Here is a 21,438-nt window from a genome sequence, read left to right as displayed (position 1 = left end):
ATTAACTTATAAAATTATTATCAACTTATCAATCATGGGTTCAAAAGCAATTCAGGGAGAACTTTGGGGGCAGCAACCAAAAAACTGGGCAGGAATTCAGGAACAAACCGGCAGGGCAGGGTATGACTATGTACTGGACTTTCTAAATATAGAAACTGGCAACAAGTTGCTTGATGTTGGTTGCGGATCGGGATTATTTAGTAGCCTTGCCAGTGCTGCGGGAGCAGAAGTTACAGCCATCGACGCCAGTGAAAGATTAATTGACGAGGCAAAAAGGCGAACAAATACAGTCGATTTTTTAATCGGAGAAATGGAAGAACTCCCTTTTGATCACGGAACTTTTGATTTTGTCTGCGGTTTTAATTCATTTCAATATGCCGCAAATGTGAAAAATGCATTGGAAGAGGCCGGAAGAGTTTTGAAAAAACAAGGAAAAATCGTGGTCATGATTTGGGGAAATAAAGAAGATTGTGAAGCGGCTTCCTATCTCAAAGCAGTGGGAAGTTTGTTGCCGCCACCGCCTCCAGGTGCTCCTGGTCCTTTTGCACTTTCGGAGAATCATTTGCTGGAAAATACACTGGAAGAATCAGGATTCAAGATTTTACATAGTACGGATATCAATTCTGTTTGGGATTATCCCGATAAAGATACGGCACTTAAAGGATTAATTTCTGCCGGACCCATTGCAAAAGCAATTCAGAACAGTGGATTTGAAAAAGTATATGATGCGGTTTCAAAAGCCGTCGATCCTTATGAAAAAGAAAACGGACATGTTGTTTATCATAATAAATTCAGGATTGTAATTGCTGAAAAGTAAGATTGGTGATGAATTTAAAGCTCATGGTGGTGGCATTTGAGGTAATTTATACAACATTATCCATCAAATAAACATTTGAAGGAATGCCAGGAAAATGTTAATTTGTAGTGCTCACAATAAAATTTTTTCGCTCACAGACAAATCAACGTATACTTTGACAAAAACTTTACCTCCCAGCATTTTTAAGTATACCGTTTCTCGGTTGTTGTTGACCTTGACAATCTTTCTGACCGCCGGTTTTCAAATAAAAGCGGCCGATTTGAAAGTCGTGCTAACTGGAAACACGGCTGATCTGAAAAGTCCTGACCAATTATTTGACATTATTGACCAATACAATACAAATGTTTCGACGGATGTTTTGTGGGTTTTGAACGGGGATATTTTTCCTGAAAACTATACTGAGGAACAAATAGGTAGCTGGAAAAACAAAGCCAATGAAGTTTTAAACCGTTTCCCAAAACTACAAATTCTGATGAACCAGGGAGATCGTGATTGGGATAACTCGGGAAAAAAAGGATGGAAAAAGGTACAGCAGCTTGAAAAAGGATTACAAAAATCAAAACATCCTAGATTTCATGTTTTTCTCGAACGCGGCTGTCCGGGCCCTTGGACCTTTTCTTTGCCTTCGCTGGAAGTGGTTATTATCAACTCCCAATGGTGGAATCATCCGCATGAAAAACCGGTACCATCGTCGGACGTTTGTACCATAGCGGACACGGATAATTTTATTGAAGAATTTGAAGGGATTCTGGATGAAATCACGAATAAAAATGTGATGATCCTGTCGCATTTTCCTTTACAATCGCTGGGGAATTATGGCGGGAGATTTCCCGTTTCTTCTTATTTATTTCCTCCCGTTATTGGTAGTGCAAAAGTGGCGTTCCGGCAAAATATTGGAACCAGTGAAGATATCGTTAATTCAAAATTTGATCTTTTTCGCTACAAACTGGGCCATATTCTTCGGGATTATTCTTCGCTGATTTTTGCTTCCGGCCATGAAAAAAATGAATCGATACAGAAAATTAAGAACAACTTTTATGTTAACAGCGGAGCAATTGGAACGGCGGATTATATCGCCAGCGATAAAAAAGCAACATTGACTTCTTCCAAAATAGGTTTTGTTGAAATAACCTACGCCGCAAATGGTGCTGTTAAATATCAAAATTATATATTATCAGACAATAAGCTGACCAAAGAAAAGACAGGAGCTCTTATGCATTCGGCTTGTGATGAACCCGATGCAGAAGTGAAAAATACATTGTATCAGCCTTGTAAAGATCCAGTTAAACCAACCGATAAAATGGAGGTAAGCGACAGAGGTTTTGTGAAAATAGCCGCTGGTGGAGAGTATGCAAGCGGGAAATTCAAGGAAAAATGGTTCGGAAAACATTACCGTGATTCCTGGACTGTGCCCGTTGAGGTTCCTTATCTTAATATGGATACCACAAAGAACGGATTGATCATCAATGGAAAAGGTGGCGGCAGACAGACTACCTCGCTTAAACTTGTGGGAGGTGACGGTCGTGAGTATGTGTTCAGGTCGGTTGATAAAGATCCGTTCAGAGCACTGGATTTTGAATTGAGAGGAACTGTCGTTTCGCAGGTTCTTAAAGATCAGACTACCACGCAGCAGCCGTATGGCGCCATGGCAGTTTCCGGACTTCTGGATAAAATCGGGATACTTCATGCCACGCCAAAACTGTATGTTTTGCCAAAAGATAACAAACTGGGTTCTTTCAAAAACGATTACGGAAATCTGTTTGGTATGCTGGAAGAACGCCCAACCGATAAGATTGAAAAAGGAAAAATATTTGCCGGTGCCGATGATATTGAAAAGAGTTTCAAGATGTTTGATAAACTCTATCATGACCATGATAACCGGATTGACAAAAAGGAATTTGGGCGTGCGAGGATGTTTGATCTCTGGATTGGTGATTGGAGCAAACATGAAGACAATTGGAAATGGGCCGGTTTTAAAGACAAAAATGGTGAAATTTTTCGCCCGGTCCCTCGTGATCGAGATCATGCATTTTCAAGGTGGGATGGTATTATTCCCTGGATCGCTGACAGGGAATGGGGAATTCCGAACGGTGAAAATTTTGGTGAACATATTGTGGGGTTGAGAAGTCTGATGTGGCAGGCAAGGCATCTGGATAGATTTGTGGCTAGTGAATTAAGTCGGGAAGACTGGATCAAGGCTGCGAAAGAAATCCAGAACGCTATTACGGATGCTGATATTGAAGCGGCTGTGAGAAATATGCCTTCGGAAATTTATGCAAAAGATGGTCAAGAAATTGAGCGGAAACTTAAAATTCGAATTAAGGACCTTACCCGTTATGCGCAGGAATATTATCTGCTGCTGGCAAAGGAAGTGGATGTTGTTGGTTCCAATAAAGCAGAATATTTTGAAGTCATCAGAAACACAAATGGATCGGTTGAAATCACCGTTTTTGATCTTGATAAAAATACAAAACAGCCAATTCGCTCAAAAGTTTATTACCGCAGAATTTTCAATTATAATGAAACAAAAGAAATAAGACTGTTTGGCTTGCTGGAAAATGATGTTTTTGATATCAAAGGAGAAGCGGCACATTCGATTTTGGTCCGGGTAATTAGTGGAGGAGGGAATGATACAGTTTCTGATCATTCGGTTGTTACAGGTGGAAGTAAAAAAACGCTGATTTACGAAAAGGATACGAATGGAAAACTGGATTTAGGATCTGAGGGCAAAGATGTGAAACCGGCCAGTGAAAAGCTGTATGAGTATGACCGCAATGCTTTTGCTTATAACACCTATTTTCCGCTTGGACTTATTACTTTCAACTCCTTTACCGGTGTGGCGCTGTCGGGCGGTGTTACTTTTACGAGACATAATTTTTCGAAACCGGATTTCAGTGCCAAACATATTTTCAAAGTTTCGGTCAGTACCAAGGGGAATTATGAATTTAGTTATGCCAATCAGTTTAGGGAGCTTTTTGGAAAATGGGACGGGATTTCAGAAGTGATCGTATCGCGCCCGTTGAATTACAATTTTTTCTTTGGCGTAGGAAATGACACGAAGAAAGATACCGAAAAGGCGAACAATTATTACCGTACACAATACAATTCCGTTTCGTTGACTGCCGGATTAACGCGTCAGTTCTGGAAATTAAGTAAAATTGAACTGACAGCGAAATATGAACGTGATGAAGGAATTCAGCGAAATAATAGTTATTTATCCGATCATCCGGATGCATTTGGTGTTGAAAAACTGAATCTGCTTTTTGCAAAGGGAATTTTTAATCTGGATTTTCGTGACCGGATTGCCTTGCCGGAAAGAGGGTTTCGTGTACAGCTTATTCAGCAAGTCGGCCACGTTTCCAAATCGGACGACAAAGTTGCATCCATTACAGAATTTGAAATGGAGCAATATTTGTCAACGCATCATAAAAATCCCCTCACTTTTGGTCTGCGGCTTGGCGGAGGTATAACAAAAGGTCAGCTGCCATTTTATAAACTTTTATCACTCGGACAATTAAATGATTTGGCAGGTTTTAGAAGAAACAGGTTTACCGGCGAATCCAGGGCTTTTTTGAACACTGAACTGAGGTATCAGCTTACGCAAACGAGAAATACATTTATTCCATTGAAAATTGGAATCAGAGGATTTTACGACGTCGGCAGAGTTTGGGCAGATGGCGAACCTGCCGCTGGCGAATACTGGCATCAGGGATATGGTGGCGGTTTTTACGTCACACCTTTCAGGGAACAATTTGCATTTAATATCAGCGCAGGTACGTCGAAAGAAGAGTCGCTTTTGTTGATGATTTCAATCGGTAGTTTTTTTGGGAGATAATTATTTCAATATTAAAGGCGATGGTTTCCAAACTGTTGCTTTTGATATAATATTCTTCTTTTATTCAATCCAAAAATGCCCTGCGGAATATGTTTTTGCTTTTCCGCCAATCAACACGCGGTCGCCGTTATCGATACAAATCAACTTGCCTGATCTTTCCGAAATTTGTTCGGCTTTCATTTCCTTTTTACCGAGCTTTTTACTCCAATAAGGTATTAGCGTACAATGCGCTGAACCGGTAACCGGATCTTCGAGGATAGAGGATTGTGGTGTGAAATATCTGGAAACAAAATCGCAGGTATCACCTTTTGCAGTTACAATCACGCCGCCGGGATCAAGATTGATCTGGTCAAATAAATGTCTGTCGATTTTAATATCTCTGATTTCACTTTCAGTGTCATAAACCAAAACATAATCTCTTGCTTTGAGAATTGCTTTTGGCTGTATGTTGAATGAACCTTTGATGATTTCCGGTAAGTCGGCAGGTGTCGCTTTTCTTGATGGAAAATTCAGGAAATACATATCATCACTTGTAGTCACGACAAGTTCTCCACTTAATGTATCGAAAATGATTTCTTCTTTTGGGTAATTTAAAATTGTTTTAAGTGCATGTGCCGTTGCTAATGTGGCATGTCCGCACAGATCCATTTCTACTTCAGGCGTAAACCATCTGAGGTCAATCCGGTCGCCGGTTAATACAAGAAACGCAGTTTCCGCCACAGCATTTTCTTTTGTTATTTTTAAAAGAATTTCATCCGGCAGCCAACTTTCCAGCGGTACCACGCAGGCCGGATTTCCTCCGAAAACTTTCTCCGTAAAAGCATCGATTTGGTATAACTCGAATTTCATTCCTTCTTTATTAATTTGAACTGATAATCATGAATATAAAAGCCGTCAGACTTGTCTGGCAATTTAATGGAATGAGTAGGGAATTGATATGAAAAATCGTTTTAGTTCTTTCTTTTTATTACTGATTTGAAAATCGGATGACAGATTCGGTCATTTGTAAATTGAAAAATCCTGTAAGTAAGTTTACTGATTGTTTAGTATTAATTAACATTTGCTTAATATATGTTAAATTTAAACAACTTAGTTTTACAATATCAATAAGGTTGTTTTTGTAGATTGTTAAATATTTATTAACTTTTATTTGGTGTTATTTTATTTTTAAAGTATTTTTATGCTGTAAATGTAATAGTTAGCAAATATTTATAAAATAAAAAGTTAAGTAATAGTATACTTTCAGTGTTCACATGTTTGTGTAATTTGCTGCTTAACTATTTTTTGAATTTATTTAAAGTTTAGTATTAGTTCACCAATTAAACAAATATAAAATGTCAATTGAGCTTGTTGTGTTTGATATGGCTGGCACCACAGTAAAAGATAAAAATTACGTGGGCGTAGCTTTTCAGAATGCGATGGATAATTACGGATATCCAATTGCGATTGAAAATATCAATCCGATTATGGGTTATGAAAAACCGGTTGCAATTAAAATGATGCTCGAAAAACACGAGCCTGAAAAGCAAAAAATAACCGAGGAGCTTATAAGCAGCATCCATACTGAATTTGTAGACAGTATGATAAAATTCTATGAAACTTCGGATGATATTGTTCCACTTCCCAATGTGGAGGAAACATTTTTTAAGCTGCGTGAAGCAGGAATAAAAATTGCTTTGGATACCGGCTTTTCAAGAAACATTGCGGATGTGATCATGGGTCGTTTGGGCTGGGCAGATAAAGTTGACTTTCTTGTGGCAAGCGACGAGGTGGAACATGGCCGTCCTTTTCCTGATATGATAGAAAAAATTAAGACCGCCCTGGAAATTAAATCTTCAGAAGTAGTAGCCAAAGTGGGCGATACCGAAGTAGATATTAATGAAGGGATTAATAGCGGCTGTAAATATGTGATTGGAATTACAACCGGAGCCTTTACAAGGGACGAATTAATTCCATACAATCCAACGCATATCATAGATGATATTTCGGATGTCATCAATATCATTATGCCTCAGACAGTTACTTCTCAACAAGATTAAATAGCAAAATGAGCAAATCAGCAATTGTGATCGGTGCAGGGATTGTTGGGCTGGCAACAGCGCGCGCATTAGGTGCAAGAGGCTATCATGTCACGGTTATCGAAAGATCAAGCAAGGCCGTTGGAGCATCGATCCGGAACTTTGGGATGGTTTGGCCGATTGGCCAGCCGGAAGGAAAAATGTACGAAAGAGCATTAAAAGCCAAAAGTATCTGGAAAGAGGTTTTGACAGGCGGGAAACTCTGGTTTCATGAAGGCGGAAGTTTGCATATGGCTTACCATCAGGATGAGCTGAATGTGGTGAAAGAGATTGTGGAAGTGAGCGATAAGCGGCCGGTTAGGGTGCTTTCTGCTCGGGAAACATTGGACATGTCGCCGGCTGTGAATGCAAACGGATTGCTGGGATCTTTGTTCTGTGAAGACGAAATGATTGTCGATCCAAGACAGGCGATTGCAGGAATTCCAGCTTACCTGACTGAAAAATACGGTGTGAATTTTATCTGGGATACGGCTATTTCTGAGGTTGATCACCCAACTGTGAGATCAGGAGCGAAACAATGGGCAGCTGACGAAATTTTTGTATGCAGCGGAGCGGATTTTGAAACACTATATCCTGAATTATTTTCGTCGTCACCTTTGACCAAATGTAAGCTGCAAATGTTACGTCTTGAAGCACAGCCTGACGACTGGAAAATCGGTCCGTCGTTGTGTGGAGGGCTTTCTCTTATTCATTATGATGGTTTCAAAGCAGCGCCGTCTCTTGAAACTCTGAAAGCAAGATACAAAGAAGAATATGCAGAATATCTGAAATGGGGAATCCACGTGATGGCTTCACAAAATGGTCTTGGGGAAATTACAGTGGGTGATTCGCATGAGTATGCACTCACATTTGATCCTTTTGACCGTGAATTTATCAATACCATGATCCTTGATTACCTGGCTACTTTTGCGCAGTTTAAATCTCCGAAAGTTTTCCAGACATGGCATGGGATTTACCCGAAAATGACAAACGGAAATACTGAAATTGTTTTAAAACCGGAAGATGGGGTGACCATCATTAATGGATTGGGCGGAGCAGGGATGACACTTTCCTTCGGCCTCTGCGATCAGGTGATCGGCGGAACTTATCAATAGAAATAATTAATATTCTGTGAGGAGTTGTAATCCTCACAGAATATCAAAAACGAACACAAATATCAGATCAGGTAATTGAGCCAATTTGCAGTTAGCGAAATGGTAATGGCATTGTATTGAACATGTGGCACCTTTTGCCTGTGGTCACCAGACAAGGATTGAACAAATCAAAGCATATACCCATAAACTTGATACTAGTATGAAACCTCTCTCTACAAAACGTTTCCAGCTGAAAAGAGCCGGATTGTTTGCGTTTGGGATGCTGATTGCCAACGGGAATTTCGTCCCGCTACACGCCGCAGTCAAAACCCGATTTCCGGATCCGGAAATCAGCAAAGCCGGGACAAGCACCTTGACTGGAAGAAATAAATCGATAGAAAATATTCTAGCGTATAATATCAATCGTTCATTATCTGGCGCTGTTAATGCTGACATTAACATCAAAGGAAAGATCACAGATTCGAAAGGTCAGGCACTGCCAGGTGTTAATGTTGTCATCAAAGATTCACAAAAAGGTACTGCCAGTGATGCTGATGGAAACTTTCAGATTGTAGTAAGCTCTTCGGCGGATATACTTGTATTTTCTTTTATCGGTTATAAAACACAACAGATAATAGTAGGTGGAAAAACCTCTTTAGACGTAACCATGCAGGAAGATAACAATGTTCTGGATGAGGTTGTTGTAACGGCACTTGGTATAAGTAGAGAGAAAAAATCACTGGGATATTCGACACAGCAGGTTAAGGGAGAGATACTTAATGAATCTCCGGCTTCCAACTTTGTAAATAACCTTTCCGGTAAAATTGCCGGTGTTAATATCAGTGGTGCAGGTGGCGTTGGATCCTCTGCCAGAATTGTGATCAGAGGAGAATCTTCTTTATCAATGCAAAGCCAGCCGCTTTTTATTATTGATGGTGTACCGGTTGGTAATGATAATACAAATAACAGTGGATCAGCTGATTATGGGAATAGTGCTTCCGAAATAAATCCGGCTGATATTGAGTCGGTTAACGTTTTAAAGGGCCCTGCCGCAGCAGCCTTATACGGTTCACGTGCGGCGAGAGGTGCAATTGTGATCACCACAAAAAAAGGGAGTAACAGAAAAGGTGTTGGGGTAAGTTTCAACTCATATTTATTCGTTACCAAAGTTGGTCGTTTACCCAAATTTCAGAATAAATTCGGTCAGGGAAATAACGGACAATATGATGGATCGAATTTTGGAGCAAGCTGGTCTGCCTATCCAAATGGAAATAATGACGATTATGATGAAAGCTGGGGCCCAAGAATGGATATTGGTACAACAAGAGCCCAGTTTGATTCCCCAACTACAAATGGTTACCGCGGTGGTGATGTTGCGATAAATAACAGAGGAGATGTTCTTCAGACTCCCTGGGTTTCTCAGCCAAACAACATCAAGGATTTCTTTACAAATGGTAGAAAATATTATAATAACATCGCATTTTCCGGTGGAAACGAGCATGGAGATTATCGTCTTTCGCTTACTTCGTTAAATGAAAAGGGTGTTATACCAAATAACAATCTGGATCGGTATCAGGTTAATTTAAACAGTTCATACAAACTGTCGAAAAAATTAACTTCTTCGATCAATATTAATTACGTAAGACAAACGAGTGATAACCGCCCGGATAACGGCTACGGTCGCAGCACGTTTATGTATTTCTTTACCTGGATGGGGAGAAATGCAAATATGAACAGTCTTAAAAAGTATTGGCAGCCAGGTTTGGAAGGAATTCGTCAGTATCAATATAACTATGGCGAGAATCATAACAACCCGTTCTTCCTGCAATACCAGGATACCAAAGGGCAGAATAAGGATCGTGTTTATGGAAACGTAGCTCTGGAATATGCTTTCACAGATCATTTGAAATTAAAAGCACGCGTTGCCGACGATTTTTACAACGATTTCAGACCGATGCAATGGGCTGTAAGTACGGTTGATTATGAAAGTGGCCGTTACGAAATTGTTCAGATTAAAAATGAAGAACGTAACGCAGATTTTTTGCTTACTTACAATAACACCACCAGAAACGGTGATTTCGGTATCAATGTTTCGGCTGGTGGAAACCGGTTTGACAACAACGGACATAGCGAAGATGTGGCTGCTCCACAATTGCTGATTCCGGGTGTTTACAGTATTGGAAATACAGGAACAGCTTTAACGGGTTCTTCAAGTAAGTTCAAAAAACGTATCAACAGTCTTTACGGTACTGCCAATTTGAATTATAAAGATTATGTATATCTGGATGTTACGGCGCGGAATGACTGGTCGAGTACTTTGCCTGCCGGAAACAATTCTTATTTCTATCCGTCGGTTAGTGTCAATGGAAACCTGAAAAGTATCTTCAACCTTCCGGAAGTTTTCAGTCAGGTGCAGTTGAGAGGAAGCTGGGCGAAAGTGGGTAATGACACCGGACCTTATGCTTTGAAAAATACTTATAACTACGCTTCGCCGTGGGGAAGTAATTATGCATTGGTTGGAACGGGATCTCTTTTGAACCCAAAATTGAAACCGGAAATTATCACAACGTATGAAATTGGAACTGCAGTAAGCTTTTTCCAGAACCGTCTAGGCTTTGACGTGACGTATTACAATGCGCTGTCCAGGAATCAGATCATCAGTCTTCCTTCTGTACAAAGCTCAGGCGCTACAATCAGACAGATGAATGCAGGTGAGATCAGAAATACAGGTGTAGAAGTCGTCTTGAATTTTACACCAATTAAGACAGCTGATTTTAAATGGAATATCACAGTAAACTGGGCGCATAACGTTGGTAAGTTACTTTCTTTGACTCCTGATGTTGATAAAATTGTTCAGGCAGCTCCGGGTGAAGATGCTTCTATTCAGGCTCGGGTTGGGAAAAAAATGGGATCGATCTGGGGACCTGGTTACCAACGCGTTCCGGATGGACCGATGAAAGGAAATGTGATCATCTTCAATGATTCCTATCCAAGAGGAACCAGCGAAGATATTTATCTTGGAAATTATCACCCGGACTGGACTGGCGGTATTTATAACCAATTGACATACAAAGGGCTGAGTCTGAACTTTATGTTTGGTGGACAATACGGCGGGAAATTTGTTTCTCGTTTTTACAACAAAGCAACAGGTGCTGGTCAGTTGGAAGAAAGTGCAGTGGGGCGCGGAGCACGTACGCCAGGTACAGAATACAATGACAAGTACTATATTCCTGGAGCGGCACTTATGGCGGACGGATCATACCAGCCAAATAACACAAGTACGGACGGAACATATAGCGCGGGTGTTTACGGAACAAACGCCAGATATTTTATCAAAAAACCGCTTGATCATATTTCGGAAGCTCAGCTTTTTAGCTCTACTTATTTCAAATTGCGTGAACTTTCAATTGGATATGCTTTGCCTGCAAAATGGTTGGCTAACGGCAAATTTATCAAAACTGCAAAAATTTCGGTTACCGGCAGAAACCTGTTCCTGATCACGCCAAAAAGCAACAGACATTTTGATCCGGAAGTTACAACGGCGACAGATGGCAGCGGTTTGATACCGGGATTTGAAAACATGAGTACTCCTTCCACAAGGGAAATGGGTGTTAGTTTGAATTTGATTTTTTAAACGGCAAAACCAGAAATTATGAAAAAGTTAAGCTTTATACCATTCTTGTTACTGCTGCTGAGTTTGAGCTGTACCAACGACTTTGAAGAAATAAATACAAATCCGAATTCACCGGATGAGGTGACTAACGTTGGGCTGCTTTTACCAAATGCGATCCGTTCCGCTGTCAATAATAACTATGCAAGTTCGTATGATCGTGGAAGTATAGCGGCGAATTTACTGGCTTCTGATTATGCAAGTAATTTTAGCAACTGGGCCAGAGCTGATGCCAGCGGTTATTTTTTATGGAGTAATTACGATTATATCCGCGATCTGAACGAAGTCATTATGCTTTCAGAAGAGAAGGGTCTGAAAAATTACAAAGGAATTGCTATGGTCCTTCGGTCCTGGATGTTTCAAAACCTAACCGATATTTATGGCCCGATTCCTTTCCGTGATGCGGCAAGTGCAAAACTTACAGGAATCAGTAATCCTACATACGAATCTCAGGAAGCAGTTTATGCAGGATTATTGTCAGATCTTGATGAAGCGAATACTTTGCTAAGTACCGGAACAGAATCGGTAACGGGTGATATTCTGTTTGGTGGAAGTACGTCAAACTGGAGAAAATTTGCAAATAGTTTAAAACTGCGTTTGTTAATGCGTCAATCGAAAAGAGTTGACCCGACAGCAGCAATGAAAAAAATCGTTGAAGATGTTGCGACCTACCCGATTTTTACTTCAAATGCAGATCAGGCAGCACTGGAATATATTGCTGATATTCCTGCTAATGAATCTCCGGTTTACCGTTCAGGAAATGGAGGAACAAGTACGAAAGTGACGAAACAACTGGTTGATTATCTTGCACAGATGAACGACAAAAGAATGTATGTTTACGCACTTCCTACACCTGCCAGCAGTGCCATTGACGCAAATGGAAACCGCCCGGATCCTTCGAAATTTGTTTATGCGGGGGACTTAAATGGAATTGGATCACTGCCTAATGCCAATATTACGTCACCAACCGGTATGCTGTGGATGTCGATCCAATACAGTCCGGATCTTGCCAATGCAAAAGCAGGAGAGGGGATTTTGATGAGTTATTCGGAAGTACAATTTATTCTAGCCGAGGCTGCTGAAAAGGGATACATTTCGGGCGGAAGTACAGCGGCTGAAAGTTATTATGTGAAAGGAATAAAAGATCAGTTCACTTACCTGGCTTCCCGGATTCCTGCCAATTACGCAACATCTTATCTAAAACTTACACCATCAAGCATTACAGCCGACGACGCTTATTTCAAACAAGACGCTGTTGCTTACACGGGAACATCAGCTAAAAAGCTTGAAAAAATTGCGATTCAAAAGTGGATTTCACTGTATCTTGTTGGATATGAGGCCTGGTCGGAATGGAGAAGAACGGGTATTCCGGTGATTCCTGTTGGTCCTGTTGGACCTGGTTATGTGCCGAGGAGAATGTTTTACCCGGCAGACGAGCTGCGTATCAATGAAGCAAATTATGCAAAGGGTGTCACTTTACTTGGTGGTGCGGATGATTTAAAAACGCGTGTTTGGTGGGATAAACAATAACGCTTAACCGATTTTCAGGTAGTAAATATTTAATGTAATGAAATTTAAAACTTCCAAAACTCTTACTTTTCTTGCCTTTGCCGGATTGTTTATTTCCTGTAAAAAAGAAAGTGAAAAATTTCCTGATGGCATTGAACACGTGATTGTCATCGGTGTGGACGGATTGAGTCCGGATGGAATTCAAAAATCCAAATCACCGGTCATTCAAGATATGATAGCCAACGGCAGCGTAAAATGGAATGTACGAACAGTACTGACATCAAGCAGCAGCCAGAACTGGGCATCCATGATTTCTGGTGCTGGCCCGGAGCAGCATGGCGTGATCAATAACGACTGGGAGCTTGATGATCATAGTTTGCCTCCGATTGTACAGGAAGCGGATGGTCGTTTTCCAACGATTTTCAGCGTACTTCACCGCGAAAAACCGGAGGTAGAAATCGGCACTGTTTATCATTGGGATGGTTTTGGGAGATTATTTCAAAAAAGTGCAGTGAATTATGACAAACGCTTTTCCACAGAAGATTCTACTGCTACGGATTTTATTAAATATATCAAAGAAAAAAAGCCAACGCTTGGTTTTGTCCATTTTGATCATGTGGATCACGCAGGGCACCATGGAGGCCACGGTTCTCCTGAATATTATCAGTCGGTAGCAAAAACAGATTCTATTGTCGGCCAGATTTTGAAAGGAATTAAAGATGCGGGAATGGAAGAAAATACGCTGGTTATTATTTGGGCGGATCACGGTGGAATTGGGTATGGTCATGGCGGTGCTACGCCTCAGGAAGCCGAAATTGCCGGTATTTTTTATGGTAAGGATGTTAAAAAAGGTTATCAAATTGAACAACAGGTTTATACATATGACCTGGCTGCTACCATCGCTTTTGCCTTGAATATAAAACAGCCATATGCCTGGATCGGCCGCCCGGTGAAACCTGTTTTTGAAGGATTTTCTGAACCTGAGAATTTATATCTGGGAGAAAAAACTGTCGATCAGCCGGTTATTTATCCGGAAAGAAAACTGTATCAGCAAGCTGGTGGATTGTATACTACGGAAACGGCGATGGTAAAAATTGATACAAAAGCAGAAAAAGGTGTGACATACTATACGACCGACGGAACGGATCCAAAAGTTTCGTCTGCGATTTACAAAGCACCATTTACCGTTAACAAAACAACCGTTGTAAAAGCAAAAACCTTTGATGAAAAAGGTAATGGAAGTCCACTTTCAACTGCGTATTTTCGTCTTGTCAAACCGGGTTTGGGCAATGGTTTGAATACGACTTTCTATCAGGGAAAAGATCTGACGAAGGTTCCTGTTTTCACAACTTTGAAAAAAGGTACAAGCTGGATTAGTCCTGAATTTAATATCAGCCGCGATCAGATCAATGGAATGGTTGAAAAAGAAAATTTCAGTTTTGCAATCCGGTTTTCAGGATTTATTCAGATTGACACGCCGGGAAAATATACTTTTTCTACACAGTCGGATGATGGAAGTAAACTTTATATTGATGAAAAAGAAATTGTCAATAATGATGGAAATCATGGCGTTCAGGAACAAACGGGTTCTGCCGAATTGACAGCAGGAAAACATGCGGTCCGGGTAGATTACTATAATAACGGCGGTGGTTTTTGGCTGGATGCTTTTTACAAAGGTCCAGGCATAACCAAGCAATTGATTCCTGCCGATAAACTTTTTACCAAATAATAACCCGGTTATTCCTAAACCGCCCGGGGCGAAAGTTCCGGGTTATTTTAATATCTTGAATAAGAATTCTGACCTGGTGAAATTTTTAAGATAATGAGTGAAAAACAACACAACAGAACCGAAGGCGACATTAATTTAACCTCAGAAAGAAGCAATTGGTATGCTGTCATTGAAGATGCAGATACGCTTTCTTATCTGGAAGAGGACGCGGAATATTTTTTACACCAGGCTTTATCAACGCCTTGTCTGGATGTTCTGGCTTCTTGCGAAGGCATTTATCTGACCGATATTCAAGGCAAAAAATACATGGACTTCCATGGTAACAATGTGCATCAGGTTGGATACCGGAATCCTTATGTTCTTGACAAAATAAAGGCGCAGCTTGATATTCTTCCTTTTTCACCAAGACGCTATACCAATATTCCGGCCATTGAACTTGCCAAAAAACTGGGTTCTTTATTACCGGGAGATTTAAAACGCGTTTTGTTTGCGCCTGGCGGAACGTCATCAATCAGTATGGCACTTAAACTGGCGCGGATTGTAACCGGAAAACATAAAATAATTTCACTTTGGGATTCATTTCATGGTGCCTCACTGGACGCAATTTCAGCTGGCGGAGAACTGGATTTTCGTAAGGATATGGGGCCGTTGATGCCAGGTGTAGAAAGAATTCCGCCGCCTATGACATACCGCGGACCATTTCTTTCTTCCGGCGACAGTGATTTAGCTTACGCTGATTATCTGGAATATGTAATTGAAAAAGAAGGAGATATTGGTGCGTTTGTTATTGAAACAATTAGAAATACTGACGTTCAAATTCCCTCACAAGCTTATTGGGACAGGGTGAGGGAAATATGTACTCGACATAAAGTTTTGCTGATTTTAGATGAAATTCCGATTGCGTTTGGACGTACGGGTAAAATGTTTGCCTTTGAACATTACGGTTTTCAGCCTGATATCATTTGTCTTGGTAAGGGACTTGGCGCAGGCGTAATGCCGATGGCTGCAATCGTTGCGCGTGAAAGTTATAATGTTGCCGGAAGCATTTCATTGGGACATTTTACACATGAAAAAAGTCCGTTGGGAAGTGTGGCAGCACTGGCGATGCTCGAATTCATTGAACAAAACGATATCCTGCAAAAAGTGCAGAACGACGCTTTATTCATGCAGGAAGAAATTGGCAAACTTGCTGAAAAAATCCCGCTTATCGGTGATATCCGTGGAATAGGTTTGCTATGGGGAATTGAATTGGTTAAAGATAAAGAAACCAAAGAAAAAGCAGTTCACGAAGCAGAAATTGTCATGTATGAATGTTTGAAAAACGGCATGAGTTTCAAAGTTTCTCAAGGTAACGTTTTGCAACTTTCACCTCCTTTGACAATTACGCGCGAGGAGTTGAAAGCAGCGTTACTAATTCTGGAAAATGCTTTGGAAGTAGCCTCATTGGTTGAGAAATATTAATTGAAAATACCGGATTATGCGCGTGAAGAAAGCGTTGTTAAGCTCAAATACCTTATTCGTTATCTGGTCAATTGTAGCATCTTTTGGTGCCTATTTTTGTATGTATGCTTTTAGGAAACCATTTAATTCAGGTCTGTATCAAGGATTGGAACTGTGGGGGATTGGGTATAAATCAATATTGATATTAGCACAGGTTGCTGGTTATACTTTATCAAAATTCGCAGGAATCAAAGTCATTTCAGAATTAAAAGCGGCTGATCGAGTTAAGCTGATAATTCTGCTGATTCTGGTTGCGGAGGTTGCCTTGTTATTTTTTGGTATAGTTCCTTACCCTTATAATTTTGTTTTTCTTTTCATAAATGGTTTGCCTTTGGGCATGGTCTACGGCGTTGTTTTTAGTTTTCTTGAAGGTCGGAGGTTTACCGAGATGATTGCTATGGGTCTGAATATCAGCATCATTGCCGCTTCCGGAATGCTGAAAACAACGTATCTGGAAGTGCATCACTGGTTACCTTACGTTACAGAATTCTGGATGCCATTTTTGATGGGATTATTATTCCTTCCGTTTTTCCTGTTTTTTGTCTGGATGCTGCATGTGATGCCTGCACCGACAGCGGAAGATAAAATCCTTCGTACTGAAAGAGAACCGATGACGGATCATGATAAAAAAAGTGCATTGAAGGAATATGGGTTTCCTTTATTATGTATACTCATTTGTTATGCTTTTTTGATCGTAGGGCGGGATTTCAGGGATAATTTTACAATAGAAATCTGGAATGAAATAGCCAGCGGATGGGTAAGTTCTGTCTTGTCAAAAACAGAAATGATTACGGGATTTGTGGTACTTATTGTCGTGGCAAGTCTTGCCTTGATCAAAAACAATCTTATTGGTTTCCGAATGACAAATCTTGTCATATTTACGGGAGTCGTGATGAGCGGCATTTCCAGTTTTCTGTTTGAAATGCATCTGATCAGCGGTTTTTACTGGATGCTGACAATTGGCACGGGAATGTTTTTGGCCTTTACTGTAATCCAGTCTGCGCTGTTTGATCGGATGATCGCTTTGTTCCGGATCAGGGCAAATGCAGGATTTTTTGTATACATGTGCGAAAGCATCGGATATCTGGGCAGCGCTGGACTTTTGTTGTTTAAGGAATTGTTTATGAAGCAGTTGAGCTGGTCGAAAGTTCTGATACAATTTACTTACCTGCAAGCGGCTGTTGGCCTTACTTTGCTGATATTAGGAAATTTATATCTCGAAAAACATCGAAGAAATTTGAAGAAAGAAGAAGGTAAAAGATTGGTATCACTTGCCTAGTTATCAAGTAACATTTTACTGTAATAGTTTTAAAAATTAGCCCTTTTCAAGGTAAAACGGCACCTCGAAGACCTGAAATATAGCCAATTCTACTCATCGAAATTTCAAAATTTGTTTTTCTTAATTGCAATGTTTTGCCTTCATAATGTTCCAAAGTAGCCGAATCAGGAGTTTGGTATTTTACAATTTCAATGGATTTTATTTCTCCTGGTATGTTCGCGCCGTACCATTGAATGTCTTCTTTCTGTGACCAGGTAACAAGTGACAATTCTGAACCGGACGGATATTGGTGATCAGCAGAATTTCTTGCATGTTCGCTCGCAATATCGTTTCCGTATAAAGTAGAAATAGTTTTTTTCTTTCTATCAGCCATTGCGGTAATTACCTTTTCCTCCAAAACCCTGGTAATTTTGGTACTATCGGCAAAAGAAGCACTTTCATTATATAAGTTTTCTTTTGAACAACTTATTAAAAGAAATATGCTGAGAAAGCTCAACCCCACAAGAGTTTTCATAATCATTTGGATTTAAGATGAAGTGGAAGAGTGAATACAAAATCATTATCCTTTACAGGTTTGTGGCAATTAATACATTCCTGGGTAAATGTTTCGGTCTTGCCATAAGGTGCCAGTTGCATTCCTTTCCATCTGGCCCATCCCCATCCAGCCGTTTTTTCATAATTTTTATCGTCCTTGATCATAAACTCAACCTGCTTGAATTCGCCGATTTGTACATTTCCGGCTGAATCTATCAATTCCTCCCAGGCAATTTTTGCAAAAGTTGCTCCGTTTGGCCATGGATTTATATGATTTTCCTTAATCGCTTTTACAGCAATATCATTGGCTACGATCACCCGCATCGTCCCGTTATCGAAACGATCAGACGTACTTATCGCCTTCCAGTTTTTAAAATCCGGAATATATTCAATGCCATTGGGTGCAGGCTTTACTTTAGGAGTGTTCGTTTTGGTAGTTATCCACCCATCGTATTGTTTATTTGCAGCGTTTATTCTCGAAGTATCCGAAGTTTTGACAGAAACCAGACTGGTTATATAAGTCTTCAAGATTGTAATATCACTAGCAGTTAATTTCGCTTCGGGGTGAAGAGCGGAATATTGTTTCAGAGGCATGGCACCCAAAGAAATTTGGTTAAATGCTTCAAATAATTTCCCTTTTTGGTCAGCAGGAGACAGACTGTCCCAAACTGAAAAGTTGAGCACTTTTCTGGCATCTGAAATATCTCTTGAAACAATCCAGGAAGCAGGTGCAATTTTGTCGAACCATAGAAGTTGAGATTCGTTGGAGTGACAATCGTAGCAAGCTTTTTTCAGGATAATCCCGACATCATGTGGAAACGGTAATGTAGTGCTAACCGGAGTCTTTTTAATGTCGGATCCTGCAAACTGGAGTCCGGTAAATAGGACAATTGCAAGTGACAGAATCAATAATGTTTTTCTTTTAGCAGTTTTCATAAAGCAGTCATTTATGAATCATATCTCTTTCCATGAACAAATGATTTTTAAAAACGATTCCTTAAATTAATTAAACCTGATCACGAATTGAAATGTAAGAGAATTTGTGCTATCGGCAGTCGGCTTTGGTTTGTTAAAACCTCTATAAATGTTCAAATTGCACAACGCTGAAAGCAGACAACGGAAAGCTAAAATAGGCATTCAAGATCATGTCCATTAATATCAAAATAGAAATTCGCAGCCACTGGTATTGGTGAGAAGTACAGACAAAAACCTTTCAATTTCCAGATTAAAATAATTTTAATTGCTATAATTAATAACATTTTGCATCAAATAGTAATTTACTTTGCGTAATAAACTAAAATAGAAAATCTTTGTGTAAAAATTTAAGTAGAATAATTACAATAAAAAATATAATTTTGTTGCAATATCGTTTATCCATTTAAGCATTGCCTAAGAGCCTGATTGTGAACAAATTGACAGTGTTAGATTATAAAAAACCATCCGAAACGGATTTGATTGAAGGGTTGAAAAATGGAGACCGGGATGCCTTTACTGTCATATATAAAGAATACTGGTTCAGAATGTTTACGGTAGCAAATCGTAAATTGCAAAACCGTGCGCTTTCGGAAGAAATCATTCAGGATATTTTTACTAGACTTTGGAAGGAACGGGAAACAATTCGGATTTCGCAACTGGATTTTTACCTTTTTTCGGCAGTTCGTTATGAAGTAATTGACCAGATTCGGGCAGCTGGTCGCCAGAATACCTATGTTGAATATTATAAAGCATTTTCTTCATTTGAAGATTTTAATACTGAAAATACAGTTGTCTTTAATGACCTCGTACAAATGATCGATAAGGGATTAGAAGTCTTGCCGCCAAAATCCCGTGAAATATTCAGATTAAACCGCTTTCAACATCTGACTGTCGCACAAATTGCAGTTCAAGTGGATTTGTCTGAGAAAGCAGTTGAATATCATCTTACCAAAGCCACTAAATCCATCAGAATTTATTTAAAAGAAATTCTGATATCCATTCTCGCATTGGCCGTAGCTTTTCTGCATTAATTCTTCATGTTAAATTATTTCAGGTAAAATTTGATAGTATTATTTGAAGTTTATTTAGTTATTTATAGCTATATCGTATAAACTTTCGAAGAATAAATAAAATCATTTAGGGTGATTGCTCAGTTGTGCGGCTTGTTAGTATGGTGAGTGGATAACCCAGCCTAATTGATTTTTTTTTAAAGTAAAGTTGTTGTAAAATGTCAGATCGAGAAATTCAGGAACTCCTTTTGCGATACCGTCAGGGAAATTGTACGGCAGATGAGATGACGAAGATTCATTTGTGGTATGAAAGCCTGAATAAAGATTTCTCCATGTCGATAGATACGGATGAGAAATCTTTTTTGGAAGAGAAAATTTTGGCAAAAATTAGTCAGGATATAGATCAGCCTACCTTACGTATATATGATGTCGAACCGGTTATTCATAGCGTTTGGTGGAAATCTTCCCTCCTCAGATATGGCGTTGCAGCGGCGGTCATCCTTTTGCTTGGTTTTTCTTTCCTGTTTAAGAAAAGCCAGGAACAGGTGGCTATGAAGAGCGAATCTCTTGTCGTGCATTCACGAAAGGGGAATTTGAAATCCTCGGTTAATAATTCATCGTCAATTCAGCGTATTCGTTTGAATGACAATAGTTTGATAACGTTAGCACCCGGCAGCAGAATATCATATCCCAATGTATTTTCGGTAGATAAACGTGAGGTGCAGCTTGAAGGGGACGCCTTTTTTGAAATATCGAAAAATCCGTCAAAACCATTTTTTGTGTATAGTGGAAAACTTGTTACCAAAGTTCTGGGTACCAGTTTTTGGGTTAAAACAAATAAGGAATCCTTCACAACGGAAGTGGAAGTGCTGACCGGAAAAGTATCTGTATTTGAAAATCGTTTTTTGCATAATAACCACCTCGAAAAAACTGAAAAAAGCTCCCAGGGAGTTTTATTAACTCCAAATCAAAGAGTTTCTTATGATGACGAAAGCGGCCATTTGCTGACAGGGATTGTAGAACAACCCATACTGATTCCGGAAAATCTTACAGGAGCCAACCTTGTTTTTAATAATCATTCCTTACTTGATATCACCGCAACGCTTCAAAAAGAATATGGTATTGAAATCGTATTTGCGAACGAGCTGCTTGAAAAATGCACCTTCACCGGCGACATATCCGAAATTCCGCTTTATGACAAACTGGATTTAATATGTAAGGCAAATACGGCCCGTTATGAAATAAAAGGTACCAGAATACTTATAACCGGAAACGGCTGCGACTGATCAATTTAAAGAAATTAACAACAAATCAATCTGCATATATGAGAATATAAACTCTCCAAAGATTTATCCTTTCCTGAATTGGACGGGATGAAAAAAAGCCGATAACGCTTGAACGCTACCGGCTTGGTAATACCTTCTTTCTA

The 21,438-nt window shown here is 39.7% G+C and carries 14 protein-coding genes; 11 read left to right on the top strand and 3 right to left on the bottom strand.

Annotation, left to right across the window (positions count from 1 at the left end; translation table 11 throughout):
- Positions 1–34: 34 nt before the first annotated feature.
- Both FZF08_RS22040 and FZF08_RS22035 read left to right on the top strand, forming a co-directional pair.
- Complete coding sequence (locus FZF08_RS22040; protein WP_159473400.1) at positions 35–817, top strand: class I SAM-dependent methyltransferase; 783 nt, start codon at positions 35–37, stop codon at positions 815–817.
- Positions 818–1,031: 214 nt separating this feature from the next.
- Positions 1,032–4,652: a BamA/TamA family outer membrane protein gene (locus tag FZF08_RS22035; RefSeq protein WP_229216644.1), complete on the top strand. Its 3,621-nt coding sequence runs from the start codon at positions 1,032–1,034 to the stop codon at positions 4,650–4,652.
- Positions 4,653–4,712: 60 nt separating this feature from the next.
- Here FZF08_RS22035 and FZF08_RS22030 read toward each other — a convergent pair whose 3' ends face one another.
- Complete coding sequence (locus FZF08_RS22030; RefSeq protein ID WP_159473397.1) at positions 4,713–5,501, bottom strand: PhzF family phenazine biosynthesis protein; 789 nt, start codon at positions 5,499–5,501, stop codon at positions 4,713–4,715.
- A 485-nt stretch (positions 5,502–5,986) separates the two neighbouring features.
- Between FZF08_RS22030 and FZF08_RS22025 the strand changes: the two genes are divergently transcribed.
- The 7 genes from FZF08_RS22025 (at position 5,987) to FZF08_RS21995 (ending at position 17,490) form a co-directional block, all read left to right on the top strand.
- Positions 5,987–6,691, top strand: coding sequence for an HAD hydrolase-like protein (locus FZF08_RS22025; protein ID WP_159473394.1), 705 nt, complete (start codon positions 5,987–5,989; stop codon positions 6,689–6,691).
- Positions 6,692–6,699: 8 nt separating this feature from the next.
- Positions 6,700–7,824, top strand: coding sequence for a TIGR03364 family FAD-dependent oxidoreductase (locus tag FZF08_RS22020; protein WP_159473391.1), 1,125 nt, complete (start codon positions 6,700–6,702; stop codon positions 7,822–7,824).
- A gap of 199 nt (positions 7,825–8,023) precedes the next feature.
- Positions 8,024–11,437, top strand: a complete 3,414-nt coding sequence (locus tag FZF08_RS22015; RefSeq protein WP_159473388.1) for a SusC/RagA family TonB-linked outer membrane protein — start codon at positions 8,024–8,026, stop codon at positions 11,435–11,437.
- Between the two features lie 18 nt (positions 11,438–11,455).
- The gene (locus FZF08_RS22010) at positions 11,456–13,003 is read left to right on the top strand and encodes a SusD/RagB family nutrient-binding outer membrane lipoprotein (protein ID WP_159473384.1); all 1,548 of its coding nucleotides are present in this window, start codon (positions 11,456–11,458) and stop codon (positions 13,001–13,003) included.
- A gap of 37 nt (positions 13,004–13,040) precedes the next feature.
- Positions 13,041–14,711 carry an alkaline phosphatase family protein gene (locus FZF08_RS22005; RefSeq protein WP_159473381.1) on the top strand — a complete coding sequence of 557 codons (1,671 nt, stop codon included), beginning with the start codon at positions 13,041–13,043 and terminating at the stop codon, positions 14,709–14,711.
- A gap of 93 nt (positions 14,712–14,804) precedes the next feature.
- The gene (locus FZF08_RS22000) at positions 14,805–16,172 is read left to right on the top strand and encodes an aspartate aminotransferase family protein (protein ID WP_159473378.1); all 1,368 of its coding nucleotides are present in this window, start codon (positions 14,805–14,807) and stop codon (positions 16,170–16,172) included.
- A 16-nt stretch (positions 16,173–16,188) separates the two neighbouring features.
- Complete coding sequence (locus tag FZF08_RS21995; RefSeq protein WP_159473375.1) at positions 16,189–17,490, top strand: DUF5690 family protein; 1,302 nt, start codon at positions 16,189–16,191, stop codon at positions 17,488–17,490.
- Positions 17,491–17,536: 46 nt separating this feature from the next.
- Here the strand turns inward: FZF08_RS21995 and FZF08_RS21990 are convergent, their stop codons facing one another.
- Positions 17,537–18,004 carry a cytochrome P460 family protein gene (locus FZF08_RS21990; RefSeq protein ID WP_159473372.1) on the bottom strand — a complete coding sequence of 156 codons (468 nt, stop codon included), beginning with the start codon at positions 18,002–18,004 and terminating at the stop codon, positions 17,537–17,539.
- A 2-nt stretch (positions 18,005–18,006) separates the two neighbouring features.
- On the bottom strand, positions 18,007–18,960 hold the full coding sequence (locus FZF08_RS21985; RefSeq protein ID WP_159473369.1) for a heme-binding domain-containing protein: 954 nt from the start codon (positions 18,958–18,960) through the stop codon (positions 18,007–18,009).
- Between the two features lie 467 nt (positions 18,961–19,427).
- On the opposite strand from FZF08_RS21985, the gene FZF08_RS21980 reads away from it, so the two are divergent.
- Together FZF08_RS21980 and FZF08_RS21975 are read left to right on the top strand one after the other, a co-directional pair.
- Positions 19,428–20,030, top strand: a complete 603-nt coding sequence (locus FZF08_RS21980; RefSeq protein WP_229216643.1) for an RNA polymerase sigma factor — start codon at positions 19,428–19,430, stop codon at positions 20,028–20,030.
- A 197-nt stretch (positions 20,031–20,227) separates the two neighbouring features.
- Positions 20,228–21,295 (top strand): FecR family protein, encoded by a 1,068-nt coding sequence (locus tag FZF08_RS21975; RefSeq protein ID WP_159473366.1) that lies wholly within the window; start codon positions 20,228–20,230, stop codon positions 21,293–21,295.
- The last annotated feature ends 143 nt before the right edge of the window (positions 21,296–21,438 follow it).

Source organism: Dyadobacter sp. 3J3, assembly GCF_009801115.1.
Lineage (GTDB): Bacteria > Bacteroidota > Bacteroidia > Cytophagales > Spirosomataceae > Dyadobacter.
Note: the sequence above shows the minus strand (reverse complement) of the source record. Positions and strands in the feature narration are given on the sequence as shown.

What these genes read in the sequence shown, in the direction of transcription:
- FZF08_RS22040 (WP_159473400.1), top strand. Translation starts at nt 35, where the DNA reads ATGGGTTCAAAAGCAATTCAGGGAGAACTTTGGGGGCAGCAACCAAAA.
- FZF08_RS22030 (WP_159473397.1), bottom strand. Translation starts at nt 5,501, where the DNA reads ATGAAATTCGAGTTATACCAAATCGATGCTTTTACGGAGAAAGTTTTC.
- FZF08_RS22025 (WP_159473394.1), top strand. Translation starts at nt 5,987, where the DNA reads ATGTCAATTGAGCTTGTTGTGTTTGATATGGCTGGCACCACAGTAAAA.
- FZF08_RS22020 (WP_159473391.1), top strand. Translation starts at nt 6,700, where the DNA reads ATGAGCAAATCAGCAATTGTGATCGGTGCAGGGATTGTTGGGCTGGCA.
- FZF08_RS22015 (WP_159473388.1), top strand. Translation starts at nt 8,024, where the DNA reads ATGAAACCTCTCTCTACAAAACGTTTCCAGCTGAAAAGAGCCGGATTG.
- FZF08_RS22010 (WP_159473384.1), top strand. Translation starts at nt 11,456, where the DNA reads ATGAAAAAGTTAAGCTTTATACCATTCTTGTTACTGCTGCTGAGTTTG.
- FZF08_RS22005 (WP_159473381.1), top strand. Translation starts at nt 13,041, where the DNA reads ATGAAATTTAAAACTTCCAAAACTCTTACTTTTCTTGCCTTTGCCGGA.
- FZF08_RS22000 (WP_159473378.1), top strand. Translation starts at nt 14,805, where the DNA reads ATGAGTGAAAAACAACACAACAGAACCGAAGGCGACATTAATTTAACC.
- FZF08_RS21995 (WP_159473375.1), top strand. Translation starts at nt 16,189, where the DNA reads ATGCGCGTGAAGAAAGCGTTGTTAAGCTCAAATACCTTATTCGTTATC.
- FZF08_RS21990 (WP_159473372.1), bottom strand. Translation starts at nt 18,004, where the DNA reads ATGAAAACTCTTGTGGGGTTGAGCTTTCTCAGCATATTTCTTTTAATA.
- FZF08_RS21985 (WP_159473369.1), bottom strand. Translation starts at nt 18,960, where the DNA reads ATGAAAACTGCTAAAAGAAAAACATTATTGATTCTGTCACTTGCAATT.
- FZF08_RS21975 (WP_159473366.1), top strand. Translation starts at nt 20,228, where the DNA reads ATGTCAGATCGAGAAATTCAGGAACTCCTTTTGCGATACCGTCAGGGA.